The 26,935-nt window shown below is 53.1% G+C and carries 26 protein-coding genes and 2 tRNA genes; 11 read left to right on the top strand and 17 right to left on the bottom strand.

Annotated features, from left to right (window positions below):
• Positions 1–330 (top strand): hypothetical protein (locus OEW58_10740; GenBank protein MDH5301825.1); only part of this gene is annotated, 330 nt, incomplete at its 5' end.
• A gap of 118 nt (positions 331–448) precedes the next feature.
• On the opposite strand, the gene OEW58_10735 is transcribed toward OEW58_10740, so the two are convergent.
• A complete protein-coding gene (locus tag OEW58_10735; GenBank protein MDH5301824.1) occupies positions 449–1,102 on the bottom strand; it encodes a PEP-CTERM sorting domain-containing protein in 654 nt (217 codons plus the stop codon).
• A 506-nt stretch (positions 1,103–1,608) separates the two neighbouring features.
• Here OEW58_10735 and OEW58_10730 point away from each other — a divergent pair.
• The gene (locus tag OEW58_10730; protein MDH5301823.1) at positions 1,609–3,339 is read left to right on the top strand and encodes an ATP-binding protein; all 1,731 of its coding nucleotides are present in this window, start codon (positions 1,609–1,611) and stop codon (positions 3,337–3,339) included.
• Positions 3,340–3,760: 421 nt separating this feature from the next.
• Here OEW58_10730 and OEW58_10725 read toward each other — a convergent pair.
• The 8 genes from OEW58_10725 to OEW58_10690 form a co-directional block, all read right to left on the bottom strand.
• Positions 3,761–3,837, bottom strand: a tRNA-Arg gene (locus OEW58_10725).
• Positions 3,838–4,008: 171 nt separating this feature from the next.
• A tRNA-Ser gene (locus OEW58_10720) sits at positions 4,009–4,098 on the bottom strand.
• A gap of 188 nt (positions 4,099–4,286) precedes the next feature.
• Positions 4,287–4,487: a carbon storage regulator CsrA gene (gene csrA, locus OEW58_10715; GenBank protein MDH5301822.1), complete on the bottom strand. Its 201-nt coding sequence runs from the start codon at positions 4,485–4,487 to the stop codon at positions 4,287–4,289.
• Positions 4,488–4,738: 251 nt separating this feature from the next.
• Complete coding sequence (locus tag OEW58_10710; protein MDH5301821.1) at positions 4,739–5,965, bottom strand: aspartate kinase; 1,227 nt, start codon at positions 5,963–5,965, stop codon at positions 4,739–4,741.
• Between the two features lie 78 nt (positions 5,966–6,043).
• A complete protein-coding gene (alaS, locus tag OEW58_10705) occupies positions 6,044–8,644 on the bottom strand; it encodes an alanine--tRNA ligase (GenBank protein MDH5301820.1) in 2,601 nt (866 codons plus the stop codon).
• Between the two features lie 107 nt (positions 8,645–8,751).
• Positions 8,752–9,156 carry a recombination regulator RecX gene (locus OEW58_10700; protein MDH5301819.1) on the bottom strand — a complete coding sequence of 135 codons (405 nt, stop codon included), beginning with the start codon at positions 9,154–9,156 and terminating at the stop codon, positions 8,752–8,754.
• Between the two features lie 38 nt (positions 9,157–9,194).
• Complete coding sequence (gene recA, locus OEW58_10695) at positions 9,195–10,232, bottom strand: recombinase RecA (protein ID MDH5301818.1); 1,038 nt, start codon at positions 10,230–10,232, stop codon at positions 9,195–9,197.
• Positions 10,233–10,432: 200 nt separating this feature from the next.
• The gene (locus OEW58_10690) at positions 10,433–10,915 is read right to left on the bottom strand and encodes a nicotinamide-nucleotide amidohydrolase family protein (GenBank protein MDH5301817.1); all 483 of its coding nucleotides are present in this window, start codon (positions 10,913–10,915) and stop codon (positions 10,433–10,435) included.
• Positions 10,916–10,986: 71 nt separating this feature from the next.
• Between OEW58_10690 and asd the strand changes: the two genes are divergently transcribed.
• A complete protein-coding gene (gene asd / locus OEW58_10685; protein ID MDH5301816.1) occupies positions 10,987–11,928 on the top strand; it encodes an archaetidylserine decarboxylase in 942 nt (313 codons plus the stop codon).
• A 7-nt stretch (positions 11,929–11,935) separates the two neighbouring features.
• Here asd and OEW58_10680 read toward each other — a convergent pair whose 3' ends face one another.
• The 3 genes from OEW58_10680 to efp all read right to left on the bottom strand — a co-directional run bounded on the left by OEW58_10680 (position 11,936) and on the right by efp (position 14,076).
• Positions 11,936–12,292 carry a PilZ domain-containing protein gene (locus tag OEW58_10680; protein MDH5301815.1) on the bottom strand — a complete coding sequence of 119 codons (357 nt, stop codon included), beginning with the start codon at positions 12,290–12,292 and terminating at the stop codon, positions 11,936–11,938.
• Between the two features lie 205 nt (positions 12,293–12,497).
• The gene (gene epmA, locus OEW58_10675; protein MDH5301814.1) at positions 12,498–13,499 is read right to left on the bottom strand and encodes an EF-P lysine aminoacylase EpmA; all 1,002 of its coding nucleotides are present in this window, start codon (positions 13,497–13,499) and stop codon (positions 12,498–12,500) included.
• A gap of 4 nt (positions 13,500–13,503) precedes the next feature.
• Positions 13,504–14,076 (bottom strand): elongation factor P, encoded by a 573-nt coding sequence (gene efp, locus OEW58_10670; GenBank protein ID MDH5301813.1) that lies wholly within the window; start codon positions 14,074–14,076, stop codon positions 13,504–13,506.
• A gap of 36 nt (positions 14,077–14,112) precedes the next feature.
• On the opposite strand from efp, the gene epmB reads away from it, so the two are divergent.
• Positions 14,113–15,135, top strand: a complete 1,023-nt coding sequence (gene epmB, locus OEW58_10665; protein ID MDH5301812.1) for an EF-P beta-lysylation protein EpmB — start codon at positions 14,113–14,115, stop codon at positions 15,133–15,135.
• Positions 15,136–15,178: 43 nt separating this feature from the next.
• Here the strand turns inward: epmB and htpX are convergent, their stop codons facing one another.
• Positions 15,179–16,066 (bottom strand): protease HtpX, encoded by an 888-nt coding sequence (htpX, locus tag OEW58_10660; protein ID MDH5301811.1) that lies wholly within the window; start codon positions 16,064–16,066, stop codon positions 15,179–15,181.
• 363 nt (positions 16,067–16,429) lie between these two features.
• Between htpX and OEW58_10655 the strand changes: the two genes are divergently transcribed.
• The 6 genes from OEW58_10655 to imuA all read left to right on the top strand — a co-directional run bounded on the left by OEW58_10655 (position 16,430) and on the right by imuA (position 22,386).
• Positions 16,430–18,370 carry an EAL domain-containing protein gene (locus OEW58_10655; protein MDH5301810.1) on the top strand — a complete coding sequence of 647 codons (1,941 nt, stop codon included), beginning with the start codon at positions 16,430–16,432 and terminating at the stop codon, positions 18,368–18,370.
• Between the two features lie 106 nt (positions 18,371–18,476).
• Complete coding sequence (locus tag OEW58_10650; GenBank protein ID MDH5301809.1) at positions 18,477–19,007, top strand: hypothetical protein; 531 nt, start codon at positions 18,477–18,479, stop codon at positions 19,005–19,007.
• Positions 19,008–19,122: 115 nt separating this feature from the next.
• Entirely contained in the window at positions 19,123–20,127 is a 1,005-nt protein-coding gene (locus tag OEW58_10645) for a HAMP domain-containing histidine kinase (GenBank protein MDH5301808.1), read from the top strand.
• 55 nt (positions 20,128–20,182) lie between these two features.
• Entirely contained in the window at positions 20,183–20,809 is a 627-nt protein-coding gene (locus tag OEW58_10640) for a hypothetical protein (protein ID MDH5301807.1), read from the top strand.
• 12 nt (positions 20,810–20,821) lie between these two features.
• Positions 20,822–21,553: an FprA family A-type flavoprotein gene (locus tag OEW58_10635; protein ID MDH5301806.1), complete on the top strand. Its 732-nt coding sequence runs from the start codon at positions 20,822–20,824 to the stop codon at positions 21,551–21,553.
• Between the two features lie 191 nt (positions 21,554–21,744).
• A complete protein-coding gene (gene imuA / locus OEW58_10630; protein ID MDH5301805.1) occupies positions 21,745–22,386 on the top strand; it encodes a translesion DNA synthesis-associated protein ImuA in 642 nt (213 codons plus the stop codon).
• A 51-nt stretch (positions 22,387–22,437) separates the two neighbouring features.
• Here imuA and OEW58_10625 read toward each other — a convergent pair whose 3' ends face one another.
• From OEW58_10625 to OEW58_10610, 4 genes are all read right to left on the bottom strand, one after another.
• Positions 22,438–24,168, bottom strand: coding sequence for a diguanylate cyclase (locus OEW58_10625; GenBank protein MDH5301804.1), 1,731 nt, complete (start codon positions 24,166–24,168; stop codon positions 22,438–22,440).
• A gap of 201 nt (positions 24,169–24,369) precedes the next feature.
• Complete coding sequence (locus OEW58_10620; protein ID MDH5301803.1) at positions 24,370–25,455, bottom strand: 5-(carboxyamino)imidazole ribonucleotide synthase; 1,086 nt, start codon at positions 25,453–25,455, stop codon at positions 24,370–24,372.
• Between the two features lie 3 nt (positions 25,456–25,458).
• The gene (gene purE, locus OEW58_10615) at positions 25,459–25,962 is read right to left on the bottom strand and encodes a 5-(carboxyamino)imidazole ribonucleotide mutase (GenBank protein ID MDH5301802.1); all 504 of its coding nucleotides are present in this window, start codon (positions 25,960–25,962) and stop codon (positions 25,459–25,461) included.
• Positions 25,963–26,013: 51 nt separating this feature from the next.
• On the bottom strand, positions 26,014–26,631 hold the full coding sequence (locus OEW58_10610) for a cation transporter (GenBank protein MDH5301801.1): 618 nt from the start codon (positions 26,629–26,631) through the stop codon (positions 26,014–26,016).
• A 117-nt stretch (positions 26,632–26,748) separates the two neighbouring features.
• Between OEW58_10610 and OEW58_10605 the strand changes: the two genes are divergently transcribed.
• Positions 26,749–26,935, top strand: a 187-nt coding sequence (locus OEW58_10605; protein MDH5301800.1) for a hypothetical protein, incomplete at its 3' end; no start/stop codon positions are given.

Raw genomic sequence — 26,935 nt, 5'->3', positions numbered from 1 at the left:
AACCAGGGCAGCGGCATCATGCTTAAATTCTGTCGTAAAGGTTCGACGCTGTTTTTTCATGGAACACCTCGTTCAGGGTGGCAATTTTACCACCTAAAATGGTGTCCGGTTTTATTAGACCACTACATAAAAACGCAGTACGCTTCAAGGTTATATCGATCTGTTCCGTCAAAACCTTACGACAATAAATACACACGGCAAACGATGATGCGGCACGACCTCGATTACCCCCCCTCTAACGCCAGCGCATCCATACCCGGCAAATTCACCGTTTTTTCAGCCCCCACCAAAAAAAAGCCCCGCAGTTTCTTGCAGGGCTTTCTCATATAGGGCGCGCTCGGCACGATTCGAACGTGCGACCGCCTGGATGTACACACATATAGACAAAACAGTCATTTCCCGGAATATACCGAATAACAGTACGCTCCCAACCTCGCAACCCTTACGATTATTTTACGTTTACTCGGCAACGTCGCCGCGCAGCGGACATCCCCACCAATCCTAACGCCATCAAGACCAACACGCCGGGTGCAGGTACGGTGACAACATCGCCATCGCGAACAGCCCAAGCATACAAACTATTAGTCTTGCCTCCGATCTCCTGATAGCCATAACCGGTAGAGAAGTACCACGCTCTCTCGCCAGAGGGCATGTACTCGGTACCCGACCAATAGAAACCAGATTGAAGATTGTTGATCAGCCCGACATTGCCCTGACCACCATACGTCCCATTACCGAAGATTCCTCCGGTGGGATCGAGACTGCCTTCTTCGTTGTAATAGGACTTGATCCCCAGATTGACGTGATACATGTATGCCATTTCCGAGCTGGCGGTGTCGACGTTGTAGCCGCAATCAGTGCCGCTGTAAGCCCAGTTACAACCAGAGGCTCCAGTATCGATAACGCCCGGCAAACGCCAATCGTCGTAACCACCAAACACTAGATTGCTGGCCCAAGTAATGGCCGCATCCCAGTCCATACGACCATTGGCGTCGTAACCAGATGTCTTGGCGTAGTTGGCATCCTGCAACCAGGTGAGATTTTGATCCGAGTCATAGATCATGCCATTGCCACGGTCAATCAAGGCGGCGTTGGCACTCATTGTTACAGCCATGCTTATGGCTATTGCGGTGTATAATCCAATTTTTTTCATTGCGATACTCTCAATACTTATGGGCTAAACGTAAACGAATAGACGCCCAATCCGAATCGATACAACACTCCACCAGTGATTGACTGGCGGCCCCAAAAAACTTTTACGTACGACAACAGACAGCATTGTGAAACAAATCCTGTCGATCATCTCAGTTGTGACCTATGGCTATCTCACCAAACCATAGGCAGCATCAACAAACAATACGTATTCCAATTCTCAAAAAATCAGATGGCGACAGATTAATGTTTCATGCTCGCGCTATTGATCTTGTGACCGACACGCCGGAAAATGAAAACTTCTTGACGTTTGCTAACAGTGACACACAAACCGCACCAGTCATATACGACATACAACATATGACAAATGTCATATAATCAAAACATTGAGGGCTTAGCTTAACCATGTTGCAAACAACCAGACAGAGTGACGCCCCATCTCCGACAAGCCACTTTTTGGACAAATACCTGAAAGACTCAAAAGGTGATTTCTTCTGGAAGAACAGCCTTGATGTTCTCTATGACACATACAAAATTGCAATACTGTCAAACTACTTCGGCTCAATTGCCATCGTGTTATACATATACTCGGTCGGGATTGAATATCGTGGCACTATTATTTGGGCAGGACTTATCTACATCGCCAATACCGGGCTAGTAATAGCGAAATACCGCCGATCAAAATCTGACAGCCCAAACGATGTACGGTGGCTCATCGCATCAGCCATGATTGCATTATCAACAGGCATTCTGTATGGATCGCTGCCATATTTCATATCTACTGATAACGTCATCGTCAACATTTCGATACAGACATTGATGTCCCTTTTTATCGTGGGCGGAGCACTGATCTACTCGGTGGTTTATCAGATATCGCCCTTGTACTACACCCCGCTGATACTGTTATCTTCATTCCACTCCATTAACAGCGACCACAGTGAACTCCGTTTTTTCGGATATCTGTTCCCCATATGGTTGGTAACATGCGTCATTGCCTACAGGGGATACGGGAAATACATCAACAAATCCATTTCATTGTCCATAAAGAACGAAGAGCTTGTTGAACAACTGAAAAAAGAGAAGCAGGAAGCAGAAAACGCCACCCTCTCCAAGTCACGATTTCTGGCGGCCGCCAGTCACGACCTGAGACAACCGCTTCATGCGCTCGGCATATTCGTCAGCCAACTTGGAAAAAATCTCGGACCAAGCGAACAGAACAAGTTAAACCATGAGATAAAGATATCAGTAAAGGCACTAAGAGCGATGCTGGACTCTCTCCTTGATCTCTCCAGCATCGACTCGGAAAACATCAGAATTTCCAGATGTGATTTTTTTCTGGACGAAATATTCAAAAACATACATGCAGAGTACCAGGCGCTGTCAGAAAGCAAAGGGGTTGAGCTAAAAATTATTCACCCGAAACACATCCGCACCAACAGCGATCCGACACAATTGGAACGAATGATCCGAAATCTGGTATTCAACGCCATACAGTACACTAACCACGGAAAAGTGGTTGTTGGTGTCAGACACCGGCAAGACCACTACGAAATACAGATTCTTGATACCGGCATTGGAATTTCAAGCAAGCACCTCGAAAAAATATTTGATGAGTTTTATCAAATCAGCAACCCGGAACGCGATCGAGAAAAGGGAGTCGGGCTGGGGCTTTCAATTGTCAGCCGCCTATCAAAACTCCTCAACCACGGCGTCAAAGTAAACTCAATTCCAGGAAAAGGATCCTGTTTCTCCATATCAATACCCAAATCCATCGCCAGCATCCAGACCAAAAGCGATCCGACACTCAATGAATCACTGCTTGACGGAAAAATTGTATTGGTCATTGACGATGACACATCAATCCTGAGTAGCATGCGCCTGCTGCTGGAGGGCTGGAGGGGAACAATTTTCACAGCAGAATCAGGAGAAGAAGCTCTAAAATTAATGGATGATGAAGGAATCCTTCCGGACATAGTGATCGTTGATTATCGACTAAGAGACAACGAGAAAGGCGATGCGGCCTTGATCCAGTTAAATCTCTATATGGAGACAACTCTCAAGGCCATATTAATAACAGGCGATCTCAAGGTTTCCATCGCCGACCACCCAAGCCTCCTGGGACTGACAATCATGCACAAGCCGGTGGACACCAACCGACTCAACTACGAGCTTTCAAAGCTCATCTGACGGATCAGAACTATTGGCAAGGAAATACTCAAATCCGAGATTCAGGGCCTTTTAGATAGCCTCTGAACGGGATTTAAATATTGAGGCCACATGAATTCTTGTGGTGACCTGCCCCCAGTATTTTTACCAGCGTTCACTTAGTAGTGTTGGTAAAAATACTAACTTTCTTCTTCGATCACTTTTGCTATACCTGCCAAAAGAAATGCATGACAACCATCGGATCGAGGTGAATGAAACCCGCCTGTAGGATCTAATGGTACTGGCTGACTTAAATCTTAGAGGTGGTGTGTAGATACCCATCTGGCACCAGAGTACCGGGCTGCGGATTGAGTGGCGCTAGATAGCGTATTGGCAAAGGCCACGAGTTCGGTAGGCTGAAAATAATAAAGGCCCACCATTTCTGGTGGGCCTTTATCTTATATGGCGCGCTCGGCACGATTCGAACGTGCGACCGCCTGGTTCGTAGCCAGGTACTCTATCCAGCTGAGCTACGAGCGCGTTGTGGGTGCGAATTATGAATACCTTCGCCTTACCTGTCAAGCACATATCAACGATTTTCAACGTATTTCTGCCAATCGCTCAGAGTTTGCTCTAGTCCGATTTTCAACCCCAAATCCGGGGCGGCAAAAACGAAAAAAGGAACCTTGGAGGTTCCTTTTTTTGCAAATATGGCGGAGAGCGAGGGATTCGAACCCTCGATAGGGTTTCCCCTATACACCCTTAGCAGGGGTGCGCCTTCGGCCTCTCGGCCAGCTCTCCATACTCAAAACAAGTGGCGCCTATTCTGCCAAAATGACAGTCAATAGTGAACTCTTTTTTTAAAATGCGAATCTTTTCGAAGGTTTATTGAACAACTACGAGGTTTGGAACGCGCTTTGTCGGGTGTGTGAGGGGCCCCCCCAATAAGTCTGTCGACTTACGCCCCTACTGATCAACACAGATCAAAATTATCCCGCGATATCTCGATTTACTTCATCACCGGTTTTTTCGCGCTGAATACGCTCATAAATTTCTTCGCGGTGCACAGAAACATTCTTGGGTGCATTGACACCAATACGTACCTGATTGCCTTTGACGCCTAGTACCGTAACGGTAACATCGTCACCAATTATCAGCGTTTCACCAACACGCCGAGTTAGAATCAACATTACAACTTCTCCTTTACAATCAGATGCTTAGGCGACTACTTTTCACCTTTCCTCACCCCTGTGTATCGTCCCTAAACACCTTTACTTTACGCAATGAAAACAAGGGATAAGCACTCGCCTTGATCCAAACTCATTATCGCCAACAAGCAATTCTGATTACGCGTGCCATCCTTGGCATGCGGTACGCTGCGCCCGTACCACGGGGAATTTTTTCATCAGCAGGGGCGGGCCCGCTGACAAACCAGTCGCGGCTATTTAGCCGCAGCCTGGTCCAATTTGAACGCGGAGTGCAATGCGCGCACTCCAAGCTCGAGGTACTTCTCATCAACAACCACAGAAATCTTGATTTCAGAGGTTGAGATCATTTTGATATTAATACCTTCGGCGGCCAGCGCTTCGAACATGGTGCTGGCAATACCCGCGTGTGAACGCATACCTACACCCACCAGCGAAATTTTCACAATTTTGGCATCGCCGGAAACTTCGCGCGCACCCAGCACTTCAGCGGTCTGCTTCAGCACACTCATCGCCTTGTTGTAATCGTTGCGATGCACGGTGAAGGTGAAGTCAGTCAAGCCATCCGCGCCAGTGTTCTGAATAATCATGTCGATTTCAATATTGGCCTTGCCGATCGGGCCAAGTATTTTGTACGCCACGCCGGGTTGGTCAGGCACTCCCATCACCGTCAATTTGGCTTCGTCACGATTGAACGCCACACCAGAAATCAGCGCTTGTTCCATTACTTCATCCTCAGAAGTGATCAAAGTCCCTCCGGCATCGTCAAACGACGACAGCACGCGCAGGGGCACGTTGTACTTGCTCGCAAATTCTACCGAGCGAATTTGTAATACCTTCGCCCCCAGGCTGGCCATCTCCAACATTTCTTCATAAGAAATGCGATCAAGGCGACGCGCCTCGGGCACTACCCGTGGATCGGTGGTGTACACGCCATCCACGTCAGTATAAATCTGACATTCATCCGCTTTGAGTGCGGCAGCCAATGCCACGCCGGTGGTATCAGAGCCTCCACGGCCCAGCGTAGTGATATTGCCCTGCTCGTCCACACCCTGGAAACCCGCGACCACCACCACCCGGCCCTCAGCCAAGTCGGCGCGAATACGCTTGTCGTCTATGCTGACAATGCGTGCCTTGCTGTAGGCATCATCGGTCACGATGGATACCTGCGCTCCCGTATAGGAGCGGGCGTCTTTGCCCAGCTTGTGCAGCGCCATGCTCAACAGGGCAATAGTCACCTGCTCGCCAGTGGCCACCAGCACGTCCAGCTCACGCGAGGACGGCTGATCTTCAATTTCTTTTGCTAATGCAATCAAACGGTTAGTCTCACCGCTCATTGCCGAAACCACGACCACCACATCATGGCCCTGGTCACGATACGCCGCAACCTTTTTGGCCACATTCTCAATGCGCGGCACCGAACCAACCGATGTGCCGCCGTATTTTTGAACAATTAACGCCATATCCGCCTACATGCTCAAAGGGCAGGGATTAAACATCATTCTGCCAAAAAACAAAACACTAATAGTACTTATGGGCTATTAGACTAGTTTATCAGAAACAAACGCAAAAACCGACTCCAGCGCTGCGGAAAGCGCCGCTGGATTGTCACCGCCGGCCTGGGCCATGTCTGGGCGACCACCGCCCCGACCACCGACCTGTTCGGCCACGTGGTTGACCAATTCGCCAGCCTTGACGCGATCCATGGCATCCTTGGATACGCCGGCGATCAGTCGCACTTTGCCATCTTCGACCGATCCCAACACCACCGCGGATTTGCCCAACTTGTTCTTCAGCTGGTCTACCGTGTCACGCAGGGCTTTGACATCGGCGCCATCCAGCCGTGCGGCCACGACCTTGATGCCACCCACATCCTTGGCACTGGACGCCAAGTCACCGCCAGCTGCGCTGGCTAGTTTAGCCTTAAGCTGCTCCAGCTCTTTTTCCAAACCGCGAGCCTTGTCCGCCAATTGACGTACTTTTTGCACAACGTTGTCACGACCGCCCTTGACGATTTGCGCCACTTCGGCCAGGGTTTGATCAAGCGCTGCCACATAGGCCATCGCGCCCTCACCCGTCACCGCTTCGATACGGCGTACACCGGCGGCCACACCCGCCTCGGAAACAATGCGGAACAAGCCAATATCACCGGTGCGCTGCACGTGGGTACCGCCGCACAACTCCAGTGAAAATTCGCCCATGCTCAACACGCGCACTTCACTGCCATATTTTTCGCCAAACAGGGCCATAGCACCGCGCTTTTTGGCGGAATCCATGTCCATTAGTTCAGCATTCACCGCCAGATTGGCGCGAATTTGTTCGTTCACCAGGGCCTCGACCTCGGCCAACTGCTCAGCAGTCACCGCCTCGCCGTGGGAGAAGTCAAAGCGCAGACGCTCAGGATCATTGAGCGAGCCCTTTTGACTCACGTGCTCACCCAGAACCTGGCGCAATGCCGCATGCAGCAAATGAGTCGCAGAGTGGTTGCGATTGGTTGCCGCACGGCTATTGGCATCCACTTCGGCAATCAGCGAATCACCGGCCTTAACGCCGCCTTTCTCTACTTTCACCAGATGCGTAATTACGCCACCTTGCTTCTGCGTATCCACCACTTCCAGCAGCGCCGTGTCGTTCAGCAGAAAACCGCTGTCGCCCACCTGGCCACCAGACTCCGCGTAGAACGGCGTACTGGTCAAAATCACCAGCGCTTGATCGCCCGCGGCAACCTGCTTAACTGGCTTGCCTTCCACATACAACGACTCGACCTTGGACTCGCCGGCAATGTGTTGATAACCAGTAAATGTGGTTTCACCTTCCAAATTCAAGCCTGCGCCGTAATCGATACCAAAATTACTTGCTGCACGCGCACGCTGGCGCTGTTCCTCCATGGCGCGATCAAAACCCGCCATGTCCACGCTCAAGCCGCGCACATGGCAAATGTCCTGCGTCAGATCGATAGGAAAACCATAGGTGTCATAGAGTTTGAATGCGGTTTCGCCGAGCAACTGCTTACCACCAGCCAGCGCAGCAATCGCCTCATCCAGGATTTTCATCCCCTGCTCCAGCGTTTCGGCAAAGCGCTCTTCTTCCAGGCGCAGCACTTTCTCCACATTGGCGCGGGCCGCGACCAGTTCTGGATAGGCATCCCCCATCTGCTTGCACAACTCGGCAACCAGCGTGTGGAAAAACGGCTTCTTCTGCCCCAACTCATAGCCGTGGCGTGCAGCGCGACGAATGATGCGACGCAGCACGTAGCCACGCCCCTCATTGGAGGGCACAACGCCGTCAGCAATCAGGAACGCGCAAGAACGAATATGGTCAGCGATGACATTCAGACTGCTCTGGCCTTCTGCTTTCACGCCCACCGCTTTGGCAGCGGCGGCAATCAGCCCTTGGAACAAATCGATTTCGTAGTTGCTGTGCACACCCTGCATCACTGCCGCGATGCGTTCCAATCCCATACCGGTATCCACCGAGGGTTTGGGTAGCGGTGTCAGCGTACCGTCCTTGGAACGGTCATACTGCATGAACACCAGATTCCAGATTTCGATGTAACGATCGCCGTCTTCGTCGGGCGAGCCGGGCGGACCACCGGGGATACTTGGGCCGTGGTCATAAAAAATTTCGGTACAAGGACCGCAAGGACCCGTGTCACCCATGGCCCAAAAGTTATCTTTGGCACCGATGCGGGAAAAGCGCGTGGGGTCTATCCCCATTTCCTTGATCCAGATATCCGCCGCTTCCTGATCTTCGTCAAAAACGGTGACCCACAAGCGTTCCTTGGGCAGCTTCAACTCTTTCGTCAAGTAATTCCAGGCGAACTGAATGGCTTCGCGCTTGAAGTAATCGCCAAAGCTGAAGTTACCCAGCATTTCAAAAAAGGTGTGGTGACGCGCGGTGTAACCGACATTTTCCAGGTCGTTGTGCTTGCCACCGGCGCGCACGCAGCGCTGAGCAGAGGCGGCGCGATAATAACCGCGATCTTCACGCCCCAGGAAACAGTCCTTGAACTGCACCATGCCAGCATTGGTGAACAACAGGGTAGGGTCATTGCCTGGAACTAGCGAGCTGCTAGGAATCGGCTTGTGTTCCTGTTTGCGGAAATAGTCGAGAAAACTCTGTCTCAGCTCCGATGTTTTCATAAATTCTTTCGTTCGCCTGAATAAAAAACGCCCTTAGTCCGGAACTAAGGGCGCAATATTGTAACACGCGAACGACACCAAACATCCACAGATTTAATCGGCATCCATCAGATTTTCAGCGCATATTTCGTCTGTTCTGCGTCAAATCCCCGATACTGCAGAAACCGCCACGCCTTGGCCTGCACCTCTCGCTCGGTTAACAAATCGCCAAATCGCTTTTGGCACTCACGTCGCGCCGCCTCGAACCAATCCAGCTCACCTTGCGCCAGCGCCTGGAGACAAACCTGTTTTTCCACGCCTCTTTGCGCCAGCTCCTGCGCTATCCGCAGCGGCCCATAGCCCCGAGCAGCGCGACTGCGCACATAAGCGAACGCAAAATGCTCATCGCTTTGCAACTCCAGCTCGCCAACCCGCAGCAGCGCCCGTTCGACGGCCTCCTGCGCAAAACCACGCTGCCGCAACTTTTGACGCAACTCCAGCGACGAATGGTCCCGTCGGGCTAGCAGCCGCAATGCCGCATCACGACACTGAGCCAGCTCGTCGACCTGGCTCAGGCTTCCGCTCCATCTTCCACGACAACAACGTCATCGGATGTACCTTTGGGCAGCAGCTGCACCCGCAGCTTGGCTTCCAACTCCTGAGCAATCTCTGGCTTTTCCTTCAGGAAATTGCGTACGTTCTCCTTGCCCTGGCCGATTTTTTCACCGTTGTAGCTATACCAGGCGCCAGATTTCTCAATCAAACCCTGACTAACCCCCAGGTCAATGATCTCACCCAGCAGCGAAATTCCCTCACCATACAGGATCTCAAACTCTGCCTGCTTGAACGGAGGGGCCACTTTATTCTTGACCACCTTGACACGGGTTTCGCTACCCACGACTTCCTCGCCTTTTTTGATCGCGCCCGTGCGTCGAATATCCAGGCGCACCGAGGCATAAAATTTCAGTGCATTACCGCCAGTTGTGGTTTCGGGGTTACCGAACATCACACCGATCTTCATCCGGATCTGGTTGATAAAAATCACCAAGCAGTTGGTCCGCTTGATATTGGCTGTCAGCTTACGCAGTGCCTGCGACATCAGTCGCGCCTGCAAACCAACGTGAGTGTCGCCCATTTCGCCTTCGATTTCTGCCTTGGGCGTCAGCGCCGCGACCGAGTCGATAACCAGAATATCCACCGCCCCGGAACGCACCAGCATGTCGGCAATTTCCAGCGCCTGTTCGCCAGTGTCGGGCTGAGACACCAGCAGGTCATCAATATTGACTCCCAGCTTTTGCGCATAAATTGGATCCAGCGCATGTTCGGCATCCACGAACGCCGCCGTGCCACCCATTTTTTGGCACTGCGCGATAGCCGACAGGGTCAACGTGGTTTTACCTGAAGATTCAGGACCATAGATTTCAACAATCCGCCCTCTGGGCAGACCGCCTATCCCTAGCGCTACGTCCAGGCCCAGCGAACCGGTGGAAACAGCTTCGATGTCACGCACCGCGCTGGCATCCCCCATGCGCATGACCGAGCCCTTGCCAAATTGCTTTTCGATCTGCCCCAGGGCAGCACTTAGTGCGCGTTTTTTGTTGTCGTCCATTGCAGTGTCCCGCGTTGTAAATTCGTTTAATGATTCAGCTTACGGCGATTTTATCCACCACACCACCCAAGGCAAGAGCAAATACCCACCTCTGCGCCACCGTTCCGCTGACCGCCAGTTGACATACTGTATATCCAACCAGTTAAGTGACGCAAGCCCCGCCGCTCAATATGAGCGAAAATTTTTATTCAAATCGTCGCTCACCAATCGCAGCAGGCAAGTAGTCCACGTAGCGCCTGCTCCACCGCCGCGCGTCGAACCTGCTCTCGCTCTCCCGGAAAATGGCACTTCAGTGCCTCGCAGCGTCCGGCAATCGCCCATGCCATCCAGACCGTACCCACTGGTTTTTCCGCACTACCACCACCAGGCCCGGCAATGCCACTGATGGCTACCGCCAACTGCGAACGACTCCGCGCCAGACTCCCAAGCGCCATCGCCCGCACGCACGCCTCACTCACCGCACCATGCTCTTTGAAAACACGCACCGGCACACCCAGCATCTCGGTCTTGGCATCGTTGCTATAGGTAACAAAACCACGGTCAAACCAGCCTGAGCTACCCGCAACATCAGTCACCACTTTCGCCACCCAACCGCCGGTACAGGATTCTGCCGCACTCAGCATCCAGCCACGCTGCTGCAGGCGCGCTCCCAACTGCTCAGCCAGGCGAATCAGATCGCTCACATTTTCACCTTGCTACTCAAATAGTTCATGTTGTGGGACAATACCCGGCTAACTATAAAACAAGGCTAGCAATGAATCATCAACTCCCTTTCGGCATCCCAAAACCCGATGCCAAACTAACCGATTATGTTAAGGCTCTTCCTCAATACCTGCTTCCCCATCACCTGCTGTCTCGCGGCATGCATTGGTTGGCACGTCAAGAGACGCCCTGGCTGAAAAATCTGATCATTCGTTTTATTTATAAAAAGTTTGATATCGATACGAGCACGGCCGAAATCGAAAATCCGCTGGAGTATCGCAGCTTCAATCACTTTTTCACCCGCTCGTTGCGCCCGGATGCCCGCCCGATCAGCACAGACCGGCAGTTGCTGGTCAGCCCGGTTGATGGCACCGTCAGCCAAGCCGGCCTGATCGGTGAACACGCACAACCGGGCTCGCTACCGATTCAGGATATTTTTCAGGCCAAGGGCCGTTATTTTTCGCTGGATGAATTGTTGGGCGGCGATCGCCAGCGCGCCATGCCCTTCGTCGGCGGCCACTTCGCCACCATATATCTGTCACCCAAGGATTATCACCGCATCCACATTCCGGTAGATGCGACACTAAAGGAGATGGTTCACATCCCAGGCCGGCTGTTTAGCGTCAATCCAGCCACCACTCGCGCAGTACCCAGATTGTTCGCCCGCAACGAACGCGTCGCCTGCATTTTTGATACAGCGCACGGGCCGATGGCGATTGTGATGGTAGGAGCAATTTTTGTATCGAGCATTGAGACCGTCTGGGCCGGGGAAGTCACACCACCCAGCCGCAGCAAGGTGCGAAGCTGGCACTACCTAGCCAAGCAACACCAGTTTGCCAAGGGCGCGGAAATTGGCCGATTCAACATGGGCTCAACGGTGGTGGTATTGTTCGGCCCCAACATGGTGAACTGGACCAAAGACATCACCGCTGAACATGTCATTCGCATGGGTGAACCCCTGGCGGAGTTCAACCCCAAACTGCTGAACGACTGAAGCTGTTTTAAGCGATAGCCGCTGCTTCGCCTTGATGCTGGTTAATCAGGGCTTGCAGCGCGCGAAACGCGCAGGTATCAAAATCCTGAAAGCTCAGACCAACGCCATCATCATCCACGCGAACGACTTTGGCATGCAAGCGATGCTTGCTTGACCGCCCTTCCGCATCATCCAGATTGAACAACAAATCCACAACCGAGTTTTCTTCCAGGGGAAAATTTACCCACTCGACAAACACCCCGCCCAGCCCCAAGTCACGGGTCCGGGATTTAGCCAATGTGATGCCTTGATCAATCACTTCGACACTCAATTCCAAACTACGACGTTTACTCCAGCGGTTTTCCACCCTGTTAACAACGCCCATTGATACGCCCCCTCGGGAAAAATGTCATCTGGCCGGAAAGCTTATTGTGGTTACTCACCGCTTGCCGGCCCGCCTTAATACTGGACAAAAACAAAGCAATTTCCAAACCACTTTTAAAATTAACTGCAACCATTTGATATTCCACAAATATAAAAACGAAATACCCAACTTCGCCTCGCCACTGTCAAAGTTTTCGACAAACCAGCTAGGCCCGCTCGAACGCAAAACTGATCCCGCTGGCCACATCCGGCAGACCCTGTTGCAACATAAACAGACGATCTACCCCCAGCGCCACACCCGCGCATGGCGGCAAACCCGCCCGCTGCGCTGCCAGCAGCCGTTCATCTCGAGGAATGGATGGCTGCTTCAATGTCTGACGTATCTGCAGCTCATCATCCATGCGCAATGCCAGACCATCACCATCGAGCAACTCCTGGTAGCCGTTGGCCAATTCAACACCGCGCCAGTACAACTCAAAGCGCTCGGCTAGCGGCGGCTCACCCTGACGAACCTGAGCCAGCGCCGCCTGGGAGGCAGGATAGTCGTAAACAAACACCGGTCCCGCCAGCCCCAAGGTCGGCTCGATCAAATGGCTCATCAATAGATCGCGCCAAAAATCGATATTTTCATCACCCCAAGTTACGTCATCCAACCCGTGATGACTCGCCACCTGACGCAACTGCCTCACATCGGCCACATGCACATCCACACCAAAGGCTTGCGCAAACACGTCGGCGTAGCTGATCCGGGCGGCAACGGGTAAGCCGCACACCGTCTCGACCAAGGCAGAAACCTCGTCCATCAACTGATGATAGTGCCAATGGGGGCGATACCACTCAAGCATGGTGAATTCAGGGTTATGCCGTGCGCCCATCTCCCCATTCCGAAACACTTTGCAGATCTGATAGATAGGACCGCTACCCGATGCCAACAAACGTTTCATGGGAAATTCGGGTGAGGTATGCAGATACAGCCACTGGCCTTCGGCCCGGGCCGGGCCACGATAATGACAGGTAAAACTGTCAATCAGGGGAGAGGTATTGCCGGCCGCCGACAGGATGGGGGTTTCCACCTCCAGAACGTCGCGCGTGGCAAAAAAACTGCGAATCGATTGCAGGAATTGGGCTCGCTTGCGCAGAACATCCAGACTTGCGTTCGGTCGCCAGTCCTCCCCTGGGGCAGGGGAGGTCAGTTCCGGGGAAACCACCGAATTATTCTTCCTTGGCGCGACCTACGTATTCGCCGCTACGGGTATCAACACGAATCGTTTCGCCGATCTCCAGGAACAGGGGAACGCGTACCACGGCACCGGTTTCCAGGGTTGCCGGCTTGCCGCCGCCACCAGAAGTATCACCACGCAGACCGGGGTCAGTATCCACCACTTTCAGGATCACGAAGTTGGGCGGAGTCACGGCAATCGGCGCGCCGTTCCACAAGGTCACCACGCAGGTATCCTGCTCCTTCAACCACTTCAGCGAATCGGAAACAGCGGCGGCATCGGCGCCAATCTGCTCAAAGCTGCCTGGATTCATAAAGTGCCAGAACTCACCGTCGCTGTAGAGATACTGCATCTCCACGTCAACCACATCTGCGGCTTCCACCGTTTCGCCACTTTTGAAGGTCCGATCAATCACGCGTCCGCTCTTGAGGTTACGCACTCTGACGCGGCTGAACGCCTGACCTTTGCCGGGCTTTACGAATTCGTTCTCAACGATGTTGTACGGGTCGCCATCGAGCATAATTTTCAGGCCCGATTTGAACTCATTTGTGCTATAAGTGGCCATAATTTCTGGAAGTCCTCGTTGTCATCACACAAAAAAATGTCGCATATCATACCGCGAATTCAGCCGACTGGGCAGCCTGCCTGGCAAACATCTTTGGCACAGGCCATTCGTGATCCGCAGGTCTTGCTGCAGCAGTTAAAACTGCCTGCCACACTGCTGGCGGCAGCCCGCCAGGCGGCCACACAATTCCCGCTGCGGGTGCCGCAAGGGTTTGTGCAGCGCATGCACCCAGGCGATGCCAATGACCCGCTGCTGCTGCAGGTTTTACCGCTGCATCTGGAGCTGCAATCGCCGCCCGGTTACGGCACCGACCCGGTGGGCGACCACCACGCCGAACAGCGTGCCGGCGTGCTGCAAAAATACCAGGGCCGCACCCTGCTCATCACCACCGGGGCTTGTGCGGTGCACTGCCGTTATTGTTTTCGCCGCCATTACCCGTATGCAGAATCCAATGCCGCGCGCGATGGCTGGGACGACACCGTGTCGCTGCTGCGACAACAAACCGATCTGCAGGAAGTCATCCTCAGTGGCGGCGATCCGCTCACACTGACCGAATCCCGCCTGCAGGCACTCACCGATCAGCTCAATCGACTGGAGCACATCCGCTATGTGCGCATCCACAGCCGCTTGCCGGTGGTGCTGCCCGAACGGGTCAACGAGGCGCTACTCACCTGGCTGGACTCGATTCACGCCAAAGTGGTGATGGTCATCCACAGCAATCACGCCCAGGAATTAAACCACGAGGTCGCCACCGCTTGCCGCGCCCTCAAAGGTGCCGGGGTTGAGCTGCTCAACCAGTCCGTGCTGCTCAAAGGCATCAACGACAACACCGACAGCCTGTGTCAGCTCAGCACTACCCTGTTTGATCTGGGCGTTTTACCGTACTACCTGCACCAATTAGATAGAGTCGCTGGCGCAGCGCACTTTGAAGTTGATGATCAGCACGCCCTGCAGCTCATCGAACAATTGCGACAACGATTGCCGGGCTATCTGGTACCACGACTTGTGCGCGAAGTCAGCGGCCAGCCGTACAAGCAGCCCCTGTTCGATCTGACATAAAAAAAGGGAGCCTAAGCTCCCTTTTTACTGACCTCGGTCAACATTAGCCTGCGGCACGCAGCGCGGCAATGCGTTCAGACAATGGCGGGTGAGAAGTAAACATTTTCTTCAAACCGGTAGCCAAACCCGAGTTTATGCCGAACGCAGCCATCTGATCAGGCATCATCGAAGGCTGATTGGCACCGGCCTGTAAACGCTCCAGCGCCGCAATCATCTTCTGCCGACCAGCCAGACGCGCACCACCGGCATCGGCCCGGAACTCGCGCTGACGGCTGAACCACATCACGATCGCGCTGGCCAGAATGCCCAAAATCATCTCGGCAATGAATGAAGTCACAAAGTAGGCGATGCCGTGACCGTTTTCATTTTTGAACACCACGCGGTCCACCGTATGGCCAATCACCCGCGCCAGGAAAATCACGAAGGTGTTCACCACGCCCTGGATCAACGCCAAGGTAATCATGTCGCCATTGGCCACATGCGCCACCTCGTGTCCCAGCACCGCCTCGGCCTCATCGGGCGTCATGTTGCGCAGCAGACCAGAGCTCACCGCCACCAGCGCCTTGTTGCGACTGGCACCGGTTGCAAACGCGTTAATCTCGGGAGAATCGTAAATCCCCACTTCGGGCATGCCAATGCCGGCTTCTTTGGCTTGACGACGCACAATGTCAAACAGCCACTGCTCGGTCTGGTTGCGAGGCTGCTCGATAACGTGCACCCCCATCATTTTCTTTGCCGTCCACTTGGACAACAACAAAGACACAAACGAGCCACCAAAGCCAAACACGGCCGCGAATATCAGCAGATTGTTCAAATTCAGCCCTGCGCCCTGCTCATCGAGGACAGAATCCACTCCCAGCAGACGCAGAGTAATACCCGCCACCAAAATCACCGCAAGGTTAGTGAGTACAAACAACAAAATGCGTTTCATTGCTTCGTTTTCCTTACATTAATGAAAAAACCGTTCGTAGACGTAGGATATGGCCATTTCGCTAAATTTCAAGAGGGCAATTCCCACAAAATTCACTAAAGCTTTATTCTGGCTATTCGATAACCTTTGTACAGAACGGACCCCTCCTCCCTCCCTCAGTCCGTTCTGCTTTTTTAGCCGGAAGTTCTGCTTCCGGCTTTTTTCCGTTGCCAGAAATTTAGCGCAACCACATAAAAAATTTAAAGTTTTTATCTCATGGACGACAAACTGCCCAAGCGCAGCCTTTGTAACACCAATGTAAATAGCCATATAAAATACATTAATTAGGGCTGCTCACACTTATAACATTGCAGGTGAAGGCTTGTGGGGCAGTACAGCTTATCTACAGTTCAAGTATCCGCATTAGGTTCGTCACTAAAACGTTATATCGCTGCCATCGCCGCCATCGCGCTGCTGGCGCCGCCGCTGACTTACGGGTTGCAGTCCTTCCGCAATATAAGCCAGCAACTGGACAGCCAGGCTCGCTTCAGTCAAATCCTGTTGCAGGATGTCAACCTTGAGCAACTGCCCGAACAGGACCCCCGATTACAGCGCTCGCTCCTGCCAGCCACCCAAAGTCATATCGTGCTGCGCAGTGCTTCCGGACGCGAGATTTACCGCAGCAGCAGCCACAACCCCCTGTCGCCGGAAATCAGCCGCGAAATAAGCCTGCTCAACCAAAATCACAAGCTGGTCGCCACCATACACGTAAGCCAGTCGGTTAGACCGCTGGTATTTGAGCTTAGTTTCATGCTGGCCCTGAGCATGCTCATCGGCCTGCTGATTTACAACTTTTATGGGCGCACACCGCTGCACCGCATCCAAAAAAATCTGCAGCAACTGGACAATGCCGAGCAAACCATTCGCCACCTGGAGTCAGAAAAAGAAGAGGCCCTGCAGCAAGTCAAATTTGGCACGGACACCATCCGTCATTTGGCAACCCATGACCTGCTGACCAACTTGCCCAACCGCCCCTATTTAGAGAAAAAACTGCACGAAGCCATTAACGATGTCAATCGCGGCGCCCCTCCGTTTGCGCTGGTACTGCTGGACATCAACCGTTTCAAGGAAATCAACGACACCCTCGGCCATCAGTGCGGAGATCTGGTCATTCGCGAAATCAGCCGACGCCTCAAAGAAACCACCCCCAACGTTGACGCCATTGCCCGAGTCGGTGGTGATGAATTTGCGATCATCATTAACGATGCCAATACCCTGGATGAAGCCCAGGTTGCCGCCATGCGCATTCAGCAGGCGCTGGAGCTACCCTATAATTTCCAAGGCTTCGCACTGGACACCTCCGCCAGCCTGGGGTTGGCCATGTACCCACAGCACGCACAAACACCAGACCAACTGATTCAGCGCGCCGATGTCGCCATGTATCTTGCCAAGGGCACCGGCAAAGATCTGGTTATTTACCAACCCGAGATGGACCCCAACAGCGTCAGCCAGCTCACCCTGCGCGGCGAGCTGCATAAATCCATCGAGAACGGCGACCTGGAACTGTATTACCAGCCCAAAATTGACCTCAATACCCGCGCCATCTGCGGCGCTGAAGCCCTGGTTCGCTGGAACCATCCTGAGCGCGGCCTGATTTCGCCAATGAACTTTATCCCCGTGGCCGAACAAACCGGCCTGATCCATCCGCTGACCAATCTGGTGATGAACAAGGCCATCCGCCAAACCGCCCAGTGGCAGCAGGAGCTAAAACATTTCCGCGTGGCACTCAATCTTTCTGCGCGAAATCTGCATGACGTACAACTGCCCGCTAGGCTGCGCACCATCATGCATGCCTGGCAGGTATCGCCCAGTAATCTGGTGTTAGAAATTACCGAAAGCGCCATCATGGCAGAACCCGCCCGTGCCGAACGCATTCTGCGCGAACTGTCCGAAATGGGTCTGCACATTTCCATTGACGATTACGGCACCGGTTATTCGTCGCTGTCCTACATCAAACGCTTGCCCATTGACGAAATAAAGATCGATCGTTCCTTTATTTCTGAAATGCTGACCAACGAAAACGACGGCGTTATCGTTCGCGCCACCATCGACATGGCACACGACCTGGGACTGAAAGTCACCGCCGAAGGCGTGGAAAATCAGGAAACCTGGGATTTGTTGCGCGAATACAAGTGCGATCTGGCTCAGGGATATTTCATGAGCCAGCCGCTACCGGTCAGCAAATTCAACCACTGGCTGCTGCATTCCCCCTGGGGTGCCTCACCCTCGCTGCGCCTGGTCGGCCAGGCCAAATATTCCTCCTGATCGAATCGACTGGCAGAGGCGGGATTCCCGACTATAGTTGTTATCAATCCCCGGCAAGGGGATTGCAGCAGTCAAGGATGTCCATAACTACAACAGGGGAATCGCCGTGCAACTCACCATCGTGCCTTACGATGGGGTGAACGGCCCGGAGCTGTACCGGTTGGCCGAAGACCTCAGCAAGCATCATTACCAAATCGACATCGCCGCAACATTGCCGTTGCCGACCAATGCCTTCAATCCGCGCCGCCAGCAATATATCGCTGACAAACTATTTGAGCCGCTGCGTCAGTTTGAACGCCACGGCAGCCGCGTGCTAGGCGTGATCAACCACGATATTTATCGCTACATTCTCAAATGCGTTTATGGCTTGGCGGACCTGCCCGGCTATGTCGCCATGATGTCGCTACATCGGCTACGCCATACCACGCAAACGGACGTACTAGAAGCGCGCATGCTCAAACTCGCGCTTCACGAACTGGGTCACACCCATGGGCTGGAGCATTGCAAGCGACTGGATTGCGTCATGTGCTTTAGTCCCAATCTGAACCATCTAGACCAAAGCGGCACCGTTTTTTGCCCAACCTGCCAACAAAAGCTGACAGCAAAAATCACCGCCGAAACGTTAATAGCACCATAAAATCAATCCTTTAATTAGGTCAATATCTTATGCCGCCATGCCAGCGCCCCATTAAGTTTTGGGGCGCTATTGCCGATTTATCGCAATAACCAATGGCTCAGGCAATAGACACGGTATGGAATTTTTCGGCGCGGTGGCACAAGCAGTAGTTGTGACCATTATTTTTCTCAGCTTACTGTTCATCGCCCAACAGCGCGCACGACTAACGCAAGGTGGCTGGAAATGGATTCTACTGGGCTGGGCAATCATCCTGCTCGGCACAATAAGCCACATCGCTTCCGACATCGGCATCGATCAGTCAGGCATTTTTGCCGACAACGCCAAAGTCAGGCTCATGCTGGACAACGTCATCGCCTTCCAGCTTGGCTACCTGTTTATTTTTGCCGGCCTGATCCAGATCATGATCCAGGCACCACCATCATCGCGCTCCCCCTCCTGCGATTTTGCATCCACCATCAGTCATGAATTGCGCACCCCCATGACCTCTATCTACGGCTCGCTGCGACTGCTCAACAATGCCCCGACCATCAAAGATCTACCGGAAAACGTCAGGCAAATCCTCGACATTTCACTGCGCAATAGCGAGCGAATGATGCAACTGATTAACGACATTGTTGACCTGCAACACATAGAGGCCGGCAGCATTTCATTGAATCTGCAGACGCATGACTCCCAGGAACTGTGTGCAACCGCGCTGCTAAACAGCAACAGCTACGCTGACAATTACCGTGTCCATTTCCAATTACAGCCGCCTGCACAACCTCTGCGCCTGACAGTGGATGCCGAACGTTTTTACCAGATCATGAACAATCTGTTGCGCAGCGCCGCCCGATACAGTCGTCCCGGCAACATCATTACCATTCGAGTCATCCAACAAAACAATTGCGGCCGCATCGAGTTCCTTGACCAGGAACAGCACGTGGACAAAAACATCCTGGCCCAACTGTTCGCTCCTGTAGATTACTCAATACCGCCCAGCACTCGCCAGGATGGCATCGGACTCTCCATCAGCATCAGCCGGCAACTGGCACACATGATGGGTGGCGAAATCGGCTGCGAGATCAATCCGCAAAACAACAGTATTTTTTACTTTGATTTACCGATGAAAGGTACGGATTAAACCATGTCTGGCATACAAATCGCTTTCTTACCCATCAATCATCCGTGGTTCTAATATGACTATGAGCAAAAATGTCGCGTCAGAGAGTTTGCTAATCAGTGCGGCCAGCATCTCAGCTGACCTCAACGAAGTATCACGCATCGCCAAACACATTTCCGTTGGCGTAAAAAATGCGAAGGCTATTGCTGCCCGAGCAGGGAATCAGGCGCGTGGTTTTCAGCCCATTACCGATTTCATCAACGAAATGGCGACCGACATCATGGGGCTGGTCGAAAAAATCAGTCGCGAAGCACTGGAAATCACCCGCATCGCCTCAGCACACAGCCGCACCCAGGAAGCCAAGCGGCGTATCGACAGCGTGTTTCTCAGCGATCAGCCTATTCGTTACCGCGATGAGCTGGGCGGCATCGCCCACAAAATTGATGAAAATGTCCAGCAACAGCGCTACATCATTAAGAAACATGCGCGCCACCTAGGATTACTGCTGTCAGAAATCGAACAAAAAGTAAAAGCGGCGCAAGTGATTTCCAACACCTCCCGGGTCGAGGCATCACGCGCCAAGGATTATCGTCAAAACCTGGAAGTCGTCGCAGAAAATCTGCTGACTGAAACCGACCAAATCAAAGGTCGGGTGCAGCGCTGCCAATCGCGCCTGTCCAGAGTTTTTTTACAACTCAACTAACGGAGCTCTCCCATGCTAAAAGCGACGCCCCTGTATGAAAAAGGACATCAATGGGTCGTGTTTGGCCGTGATCCACAAAAAGTGGACAAAATCATCGATACCAATCAGTACATGATCATCGCCAATGGTCAGGCCATTTTGCTTGACCCAGGCGGTATCGAATTATTTTCACCGATGCTGACGGCCATCCTCAACTTCATTCCACTGGAAGGCATCACTGACATTTTTGCGTCGCACCAGGACCCGGACATCATTTCGTCACTGGGGCTGTGGGACAATGCCCTGCCGCACGCCAAATTGCATCTCCCCTGGATCTGGGAAGGCTTTGTTCGCCACTTTGGTTCCAGCCACGTCACCTACTGCCCGATCGCGGACGACGGCGGCAGCATTCACATCGGCGGCAAAGAATTGCGCTTCATTCCCGCCCACTACGTGCATGCGTCCGGTAACTTCCACGTTTATGACCCCGTAGCCAAGATTCTGATGAGCGGTGACGTCGGCGCCTCACTGGAACCCGATGGCGCGCCGATGTTTGTCGAAAACTTCCAGGAACAAATTCCGAAAATGAAAATGTTCCATCAACGCTGGATGCCCTCCAATCGCGCCAAAAACGACTGGATACGCCGCGTTCGCGAACTTGATATCGACATCATGGCACCGCAGCATGGCCGGATTTACCGTGGTGACGATGTCCAGCGCTTCCTCGACTGGTTCGAGGCCCTGGAAGTCGGCATCGCCGTTTAGCGCGAACTCCCGCCCACAAAAAAGGCCCGCACGGGCCTTTTTTTATTCCCCCACTTGCATCGTTCAAAATTAAGCTGTACAAATAAACAGTGCTGTTTATAAAAACAGATTGCTGTGTACGGTAACGCATTGCGCCAGTCACGATCTGACACAGCCAACGCTTCTCACCCCTGCGAAGACAAGGAGTACTCATGAGCCTGAACAATCTGATCGATGACCGTCCACACTACCGTAAGCCCAGCCAGCCGCCACTTTCGCGACAAGTCATTGCCAGCGGTTTCGAACCGCTGGATCAGTTGCTGGCCGGCGGCTTTCCGCTGGGGGCGCTGACAGAGTTACTGGTTGATCGTGACAGCCACAGTGCGATGCGGCTGCTCATTCACAGCCTGGCCAGCTTAAGCCAGCAGGGTCGCTGGATCGCCCTGATTACACCACCATATCCGCTTCACGGACCGACACTGGCCAGTCATGGCGTCGACCTTTCACGCATACTGCTGGTCCACCCGCAAACCCACCGTGCTCGCCTGTCCGTAACCGAACAGGCCTTGCGCAGCGGCACCTGCAGTGCGGTCCTCGCCTGGCCCGGGCAAATTGACGAACACCAATTGCGCCGCCTGCAACTGGCAGCCGAACAGGGCAACACCCTGGCCGTGCTGCTGCATCCGCAACAACACGATAAACGCTCGCTCGCCACCTTACGCATCAAGGTTCGTCCAACTCGACAGGGTGCGCAACTGGATATACTCAAGCGCCGCAGTGGCTGGCCCTGCGACCCTATTCAGCTATGCTGGAATCCGCCCTCGCCTGGCGATCAAACAGCGTCACCGCATTGATCGACAAATCAATGCGAACGACAATTTTCAGAGGAAAAATAGAGGTGAGAACTACGCCGCCTTGGACTTGACCGTGCCACCAACGATCACCCGATTGCGACCTTGCTGCTTGGCGACATACAAGCCTTCATCGGCTTTTTTCAACAACGCCTCGGGCGAAATTATATCTTGTTCGCCGTTAAAATACGCCGTCGCCAAACCAACACTCAGCGTAACCATCGGCGAAACACTGGATTTTTCATGTGGAATAGCCCGCTTGTGAATTTCCTCGATCAAATGTTCCGCTATTCTTTCCGCTCCTGCCGAATCTTCACCAGGTAAAATAACGGCAAACTCTTCACCACCATAACGCGCTGGCAGCTCTCCCGCCCGCTTGAATGCATTTCTCATCACCTCGGCCACCGCCACCAAGCAATGATCCCCCGCTTGATGCCCGTAAAAATCGTTGTAGTTTTTGAAATAATCTACATCACACAACAACACACTGATGGGCATTGCCTTTCTGGCGTTACGGCGAATTTCTTCTTCCAGCAACTCATCAAACTGGCGACGATTTGCCAGCCCCGTCAGTCCATCGGTAGTCGCCAAACCATCCAACCGTTCATTGGCCGACAGCAACGCTTCATTGGCCATAATCAAGGCATCTTCCAAGAATTTCCGATCTGTAACATCGCGAATCAAGCCGATGAACATAGGATTATTTTTTATTTTCATCTCGCCAACGCTAATTTCAACGGAAAATTCTTCACCGTCTTTTCTCTTGCCCGTTGATCGCCTGCCCGCAGAGATAGAAACATCTTCAAGGCCATCCACATATTTCTTCATTTTTTCCACGTGCGCATTCACGTATTTATCCGCCATCAACACACTGACATTTTCGCCAATCAGTTCAGCCGCATCATAGCCAAACATTTTCACCATCGCCGGATTGATCTGCACGATGGTTCCCTCGTGATTCGCAACAACAACGGCATCGGTAATCGTATCGAACAGCGCATCTAACCGTCGCTGCCGCTCCACACCAAACTGCTCCTCCCGGACAATCACATCCAGCATTCCATTGATTGATTCACCCAAGTTTCGCAATTCATCTTTTCCCCAACATTTTGTCCTTATCGATCGATCGCCATAAGTAAACTGTGTCATCACATCAATCAACGAACGAACACGGCGAGTAATCAGGAAATGAATCACCATAAGCAGTGCCACCCCAGCCAAAAATAGCGTAACAACTTCTTCGAACAACAGTTTTCGCAAGGCTCCCATGCCGACATCTAGGAAACCGTTAATATTCATGCGATAGAATACAAACCCACACTCGCCTGCCAAAAAAATGCTGGTAGATGAACAAAGACTGGCGTAACCGTCCACCCAGGCAACATCATCCGCAATACGAACGATAATGGAATCATCTGCCGCTGCTTTGGCAGCCAAGGCTGCATCCCAACTGGAGTTAGACGAACGTTGCGCTTTTTGATCTGCATCAATCGAGTCAACAAGAACCTCGCCCCGACCATCAACCACGACCAACCAGGATGCCACATCATTTTCCACAAAACTGGCTGCCAATTTTTTTAGTTCACCGATATTCCCAGCATCCGTCCCCGCCTGGGTTTGACGCTGCAAAAAACGCATGGTGTTTTCATGCTGTACCCGCATTCTTTCCGCAACAATGTCAGCCATCACCCCATTTGAGCGCACATAGAATGCGGCTAACACCAGCGATGTCAGCAACAACATCACTAGTGGCAAAATAAATTTAAGGGAGAATATTTGCCTCATTCCCTATTCCTCAAATCCTTGATGTTTTTTTTCATTGCTAGGAAAGTACCGGTTACCGTTCAAACGGGGATACAGCGCCTTTCTGTTTGTCGGCCACTAGCCCAGAGAAATTACCGGAACATTTACCATGTATGCCCAACATTTACCCCAAAAAAAACCGGCTTTCGCCGGTTCTTTATGATTCATTTTTTGCTGTGGAAATTAGATTTCACCAGCCAGTTTGCGCAGTGCCTGCAACTGTTCTGCATACAGCGTTTCATCACTGGCACACAGATTAATATGACCGAGTTTGCGTCCCGCGCGTGGTTCCTTACCATAATCATGCAAATGGGCATGCGAGTGACGCAATACATCCTGGCTGACCGGCATGTCGCCAATCAAATTCACCATCGCCGCGCGCCCCTTAAGATCGGTCGCGCCCAGCGGCCAATTCAAAATCGCACGTAAATGATTTTCAAACTGGCAGGTCAGTGCGCCGTTTTGTGTCCAGTGGCCGGAGTTATGCACTCGAGGCGCGAATTCATTGACAATAAGTTCGTCGCCGCACTGGAACAACTCCAGACCGATCACGCCAACGTATTCCAGCTTGTCCATCAAATCGCCGACGATCTGTCTGGCCTTGGCTTGTAACGGGTCATTTTCGCGCGCCTGCGACAAACGCAAAATGCCATCCTTGTGAATATTTTCGGCCAGATCGTACACCTTCAGCTCACCGCTGACACTGCGAGCAGCAATTACCGATATCTCTCGATCAAAGGCAACAAAACCTTCAACAATCGCCGCAACGCCGCGAAGCTGCTTCCAGGCTTTGCTCAAATCATCACGGTTGCGCAACACCACCTGACCTTTGCCGTCATAGCCTTCGCGCCGGGTTTTGAGAATCGCCGGATAACCGATCGTCGTCATCGCGTCCTGCAATTCCTGCAGCGAATTCACTGGCGCAAACGGCGCAGTGGCTATGCCCAAATCCCGGCACAGCGTTTTCTCAAACAATCGGTCTTGTGCCGTCGCCAGCGCTTCCGGTGGCGGATACACCGGCACCTTGCCTATCAACAGCTCTACCGCACGTGCGGGTACATTTTCAAATTCATAGGTAACCACGTCGCAGCGCGACGCCAGCTCGGCCAACAGCGTCTCGTCGTCATAATCGCCCCGCAGTTGCTCTGCCACCGGCGCAGCACAGGCATCGGCTGCCGGTTCGAGCACAATGAATTTCAGTCCCAGCGGATAACCGGCCAACGCCAGCATGCGCGCCAGCTGGCCCCCACCGATAATGCCGATAACCATAACTTACGCTTTCCTCGGATCGGAATTGGCCAGCACTTTATCCGTCTGCTCCTGACGGAAGGCATGCAGCGCCTTGCGGAATTGGGGGTACTTGTTGCCCAAAATGGAGGCAGCGAGCAGGCCAGCATTAGCAGCTCCGGCCTTGCCAATCGCCAATGTTGCCACCGGAATGCCGGCCGGCATCTGCACGATGGACAACAGCGAATCCATGCCATTGAGTGCCTTGGACTGCACCGGCACGCCCAGCACCGGCAAGGCAGTCTTGGCCGCAACCATGCCCGGCAGGTGGGCCGCGCCACCGGCACCGGCAATGATCACCTCGATGCCACGCCCCTCGGCGGATTCGGCGTAGCTGAACAGCTTGTCCGGGGTACGATGAGCCGAAACCACCTCTGTTTCGTAGGGAATCCCCAGCTTTTCCAGGTTCTCCACCGCCAGACTCATGGTCTCCCAATCGGAAGTGGACCCCATAATCACGCCCACCAGAGGCTTGTTCGCTGTGCTCATCTGCAATCTCGCAATGTTCTGTGTGTGAAAAACCGGCGATTATAGCGCAAATCAACCGCTACAGCAGCCACTGCCCTGAGCACTCTGCCGCGCTTCGCGTACGATCACCAGACCACCGCGCAACACCAGCACGGCGATAGCCAGACCGATAAACAGGTCCGGCAGCGCCGAATTCAGCCACCACACCAGCACCCCAGCCAGAATAACTCCCGCGTTGGCGATCACATCGTTGGCCGAGAAAATCCATGAAGCGCGCATGTGCACTTCGCCGTGACGGTGCTTGTGGATCAACCTCAGACAGACCAGATTGGCCATGAGCGCCACCGACGCCATCAGCATCATCACCTCAGACACCGGCTCGCTGCCCACCCAAAATCGCCGCAGCACATCCAGCAGCACTCCCATCGCCAGCAAAATCTGCAACACGCCGCTGAGCATCGCCGCGCTGGCCTTATGACGTGCACTCTGCGCCACGGCATACAGCGCTACCCCGTACACCGCTGCGTCGGCCAGCATATCCAGCGAGTCGGCCACCAACCCACTGGAATCCGCCCACAGCCCCACGCCCAGTTCAACAACAAACATCACACCGTTTATCGCCAGCAACCACCACAAAACTCGACTCTGCTCGCCGGGCTTTACTTCCACTTCACAACCACAACCGGACATAACCAAACCTCACTCGTGCCCAAGCACGTTCATCGGCCATCACGGTCATTTTATCAGCAAGATTCACTGGCAAAATAATTGCTTTTATTGGTTCTAAACGACAATCGGCGACCACCCATGCACATAGACGAGCACATCCGCCAACAATGGCAGCCCATCCTGACCCTGGCAGGCCAGACCATGCCGCAGTCCATGCCGCTGCTGGACGACGGCGATCGCCCGCAGGTCATCGAACTATGGGCCCAAACCTATCAGCACGCCCGCCCCCAGGAGCGCATCGGCCTGGCGGTTTTCTCTTACCTGC

The sequence above is a fragment of the Gammaproteobacteria bacterium genome (genome assembly GCA_029884425.1).
Lineage (GTDB): Bacteria > Pseudomonadota > Gammaproteobacteria > S012-40 > S012-40 > JAOUHV01.
The sequence above is the reverse complement of the archived record's forward strand: the minus strand, read 5'-3'. Positions and strand labels throughout refer to the sequence as shown.

What these genes read in the sequence shown, in the direction of transcription:
- OEW58_10710 (MDH5301821.1), bottom strand. Translation starts at nt 5,965, where the DNA reads ATGGCGTTAATTGTTCAAAAATACGGCGGCACATCGGTTGGTTCGGTG.
- OEW58_10610 (MDH5301801.1), bottom strand. Translation starts at nt 26,631, where the DNA reads ATGTCCGGTTGTGGTTGTGAAGTGGAAGTAAAGCCCGGCGAGCAGAGT.
- alaS (MDH5301820.1), bottom strand. Translation starts at nt 8,644, where the DNA reads ATGAAAACATCGGAGCTGAGACAGAGTTTTCTCGACTATTTCCGCAAA.
- epmB (MDH5301812.1), top strand. Translation starts at nt 14,113, where the DNA reads ATGTCGCATATCATACCGCGAATTCAGCCGACTGGGCAGCCTGCCTGG.
- csrA (MDH5301822.1), bottom strand. Translation starts at nt 4,487, where the DNA reads ATGTTGATTCTAACTCGGCGTGTTGGTGAAACGCTGATAATTGGTGAC.
- OEW58_10645 (MDH5301808.1), top strand. Translation starts at nt 19,123, where the DNA reads ATGGAATTTTTCGGCGCGGTGGCACAAGCAGTAGTTGTGACCATTATT.
- OEW58_10680 (MDH5301815.1), bottom strand. Translation starts at nt 12,292, where the DNA reads ATGGGCGTTGTTAACAGGGTGGAAAACCGCTGGAGTAAACGTCGTAGT.
- recA (MDH5301818.1), bottom strand. Translation starts at nt 10,232, where the DNA reads ATGGACGACAACAAAAAACGCGCACTAAGTGCTGCCCTGGGGCAGATC.
- purE (MDH5301802.1), bottom strand. Translation starts at nt 25,962, where the DNA reads ATGAGCACAGCGAACAAGCCTCTGGTGGGCGTGATTATGGGGTCCACT.
- OEW58_10620 (MDH5301803.1), bottom strand. Translation starts at nt 25,455, where the DNA reads ATGGTTATCGGCATTATCGGTGGGGGCCAGCTGGCGCGCATGCTGGCG.
- OEW58_10635 (MDH5301806.1), top strand. Translation starts at nt 20,822, where the DNA reads ATGCTAAAAGCGACGCCCCTGTATGAAAAAGGACATCAATGGGTCGTG.
- asd (MDH5301816.1), top strand. Translation starts at nt 10,987, where the DNA reads ATGAATCATCAACTCCCTTTCGGCATCCCAAAACCCGATGCCAAACTA.
- efp (MDH5301813.1), bottom strand. Translation starts at nt 14,076, where the DNA reads ATGGCCACTTATAGCACAAATGAGTTCAAATCGGGCCTGAAAATTATG.
- OEW58_10640 (MDH5301807.1), top strand. Translation starts at nt 20,183, where the DNA reads ATGACTATGAGCAAAAATGTCGCGTCAGAGAGTTTGCTAATCAGTGCG.
- htpX (MDH5301811.1), bottom strand. Translation starts at nt 16,066, where the DNA reads ATGAAACGCATTTTGTTGTTTGTACTCACTAACCTTGCGGTGATTTTG.
- OEW58_10735 (MDH5301824.1), bottom strand. Translation starts at nt 1,102, where the DNA reads ATGAGTGCCAACGCCGCCTTGATTGACCGTGGCAATGGCATGATCTAT.
- imuA (MDH5301805.1), top strand. Translation starts at nt 21,745, where the DNA reads ATGAGCCTGAACAATCTGATCGATGACCGTCCACACTACCGTAAGCCC.
- OEW58_10625 (MDH5301804.1), bottom strand. Translation starts at nt 24,168, where the DNA reads ATGAGGCAAATATTCTCCCTTAAATTTATTTTGCCACTAGTGATGTTG.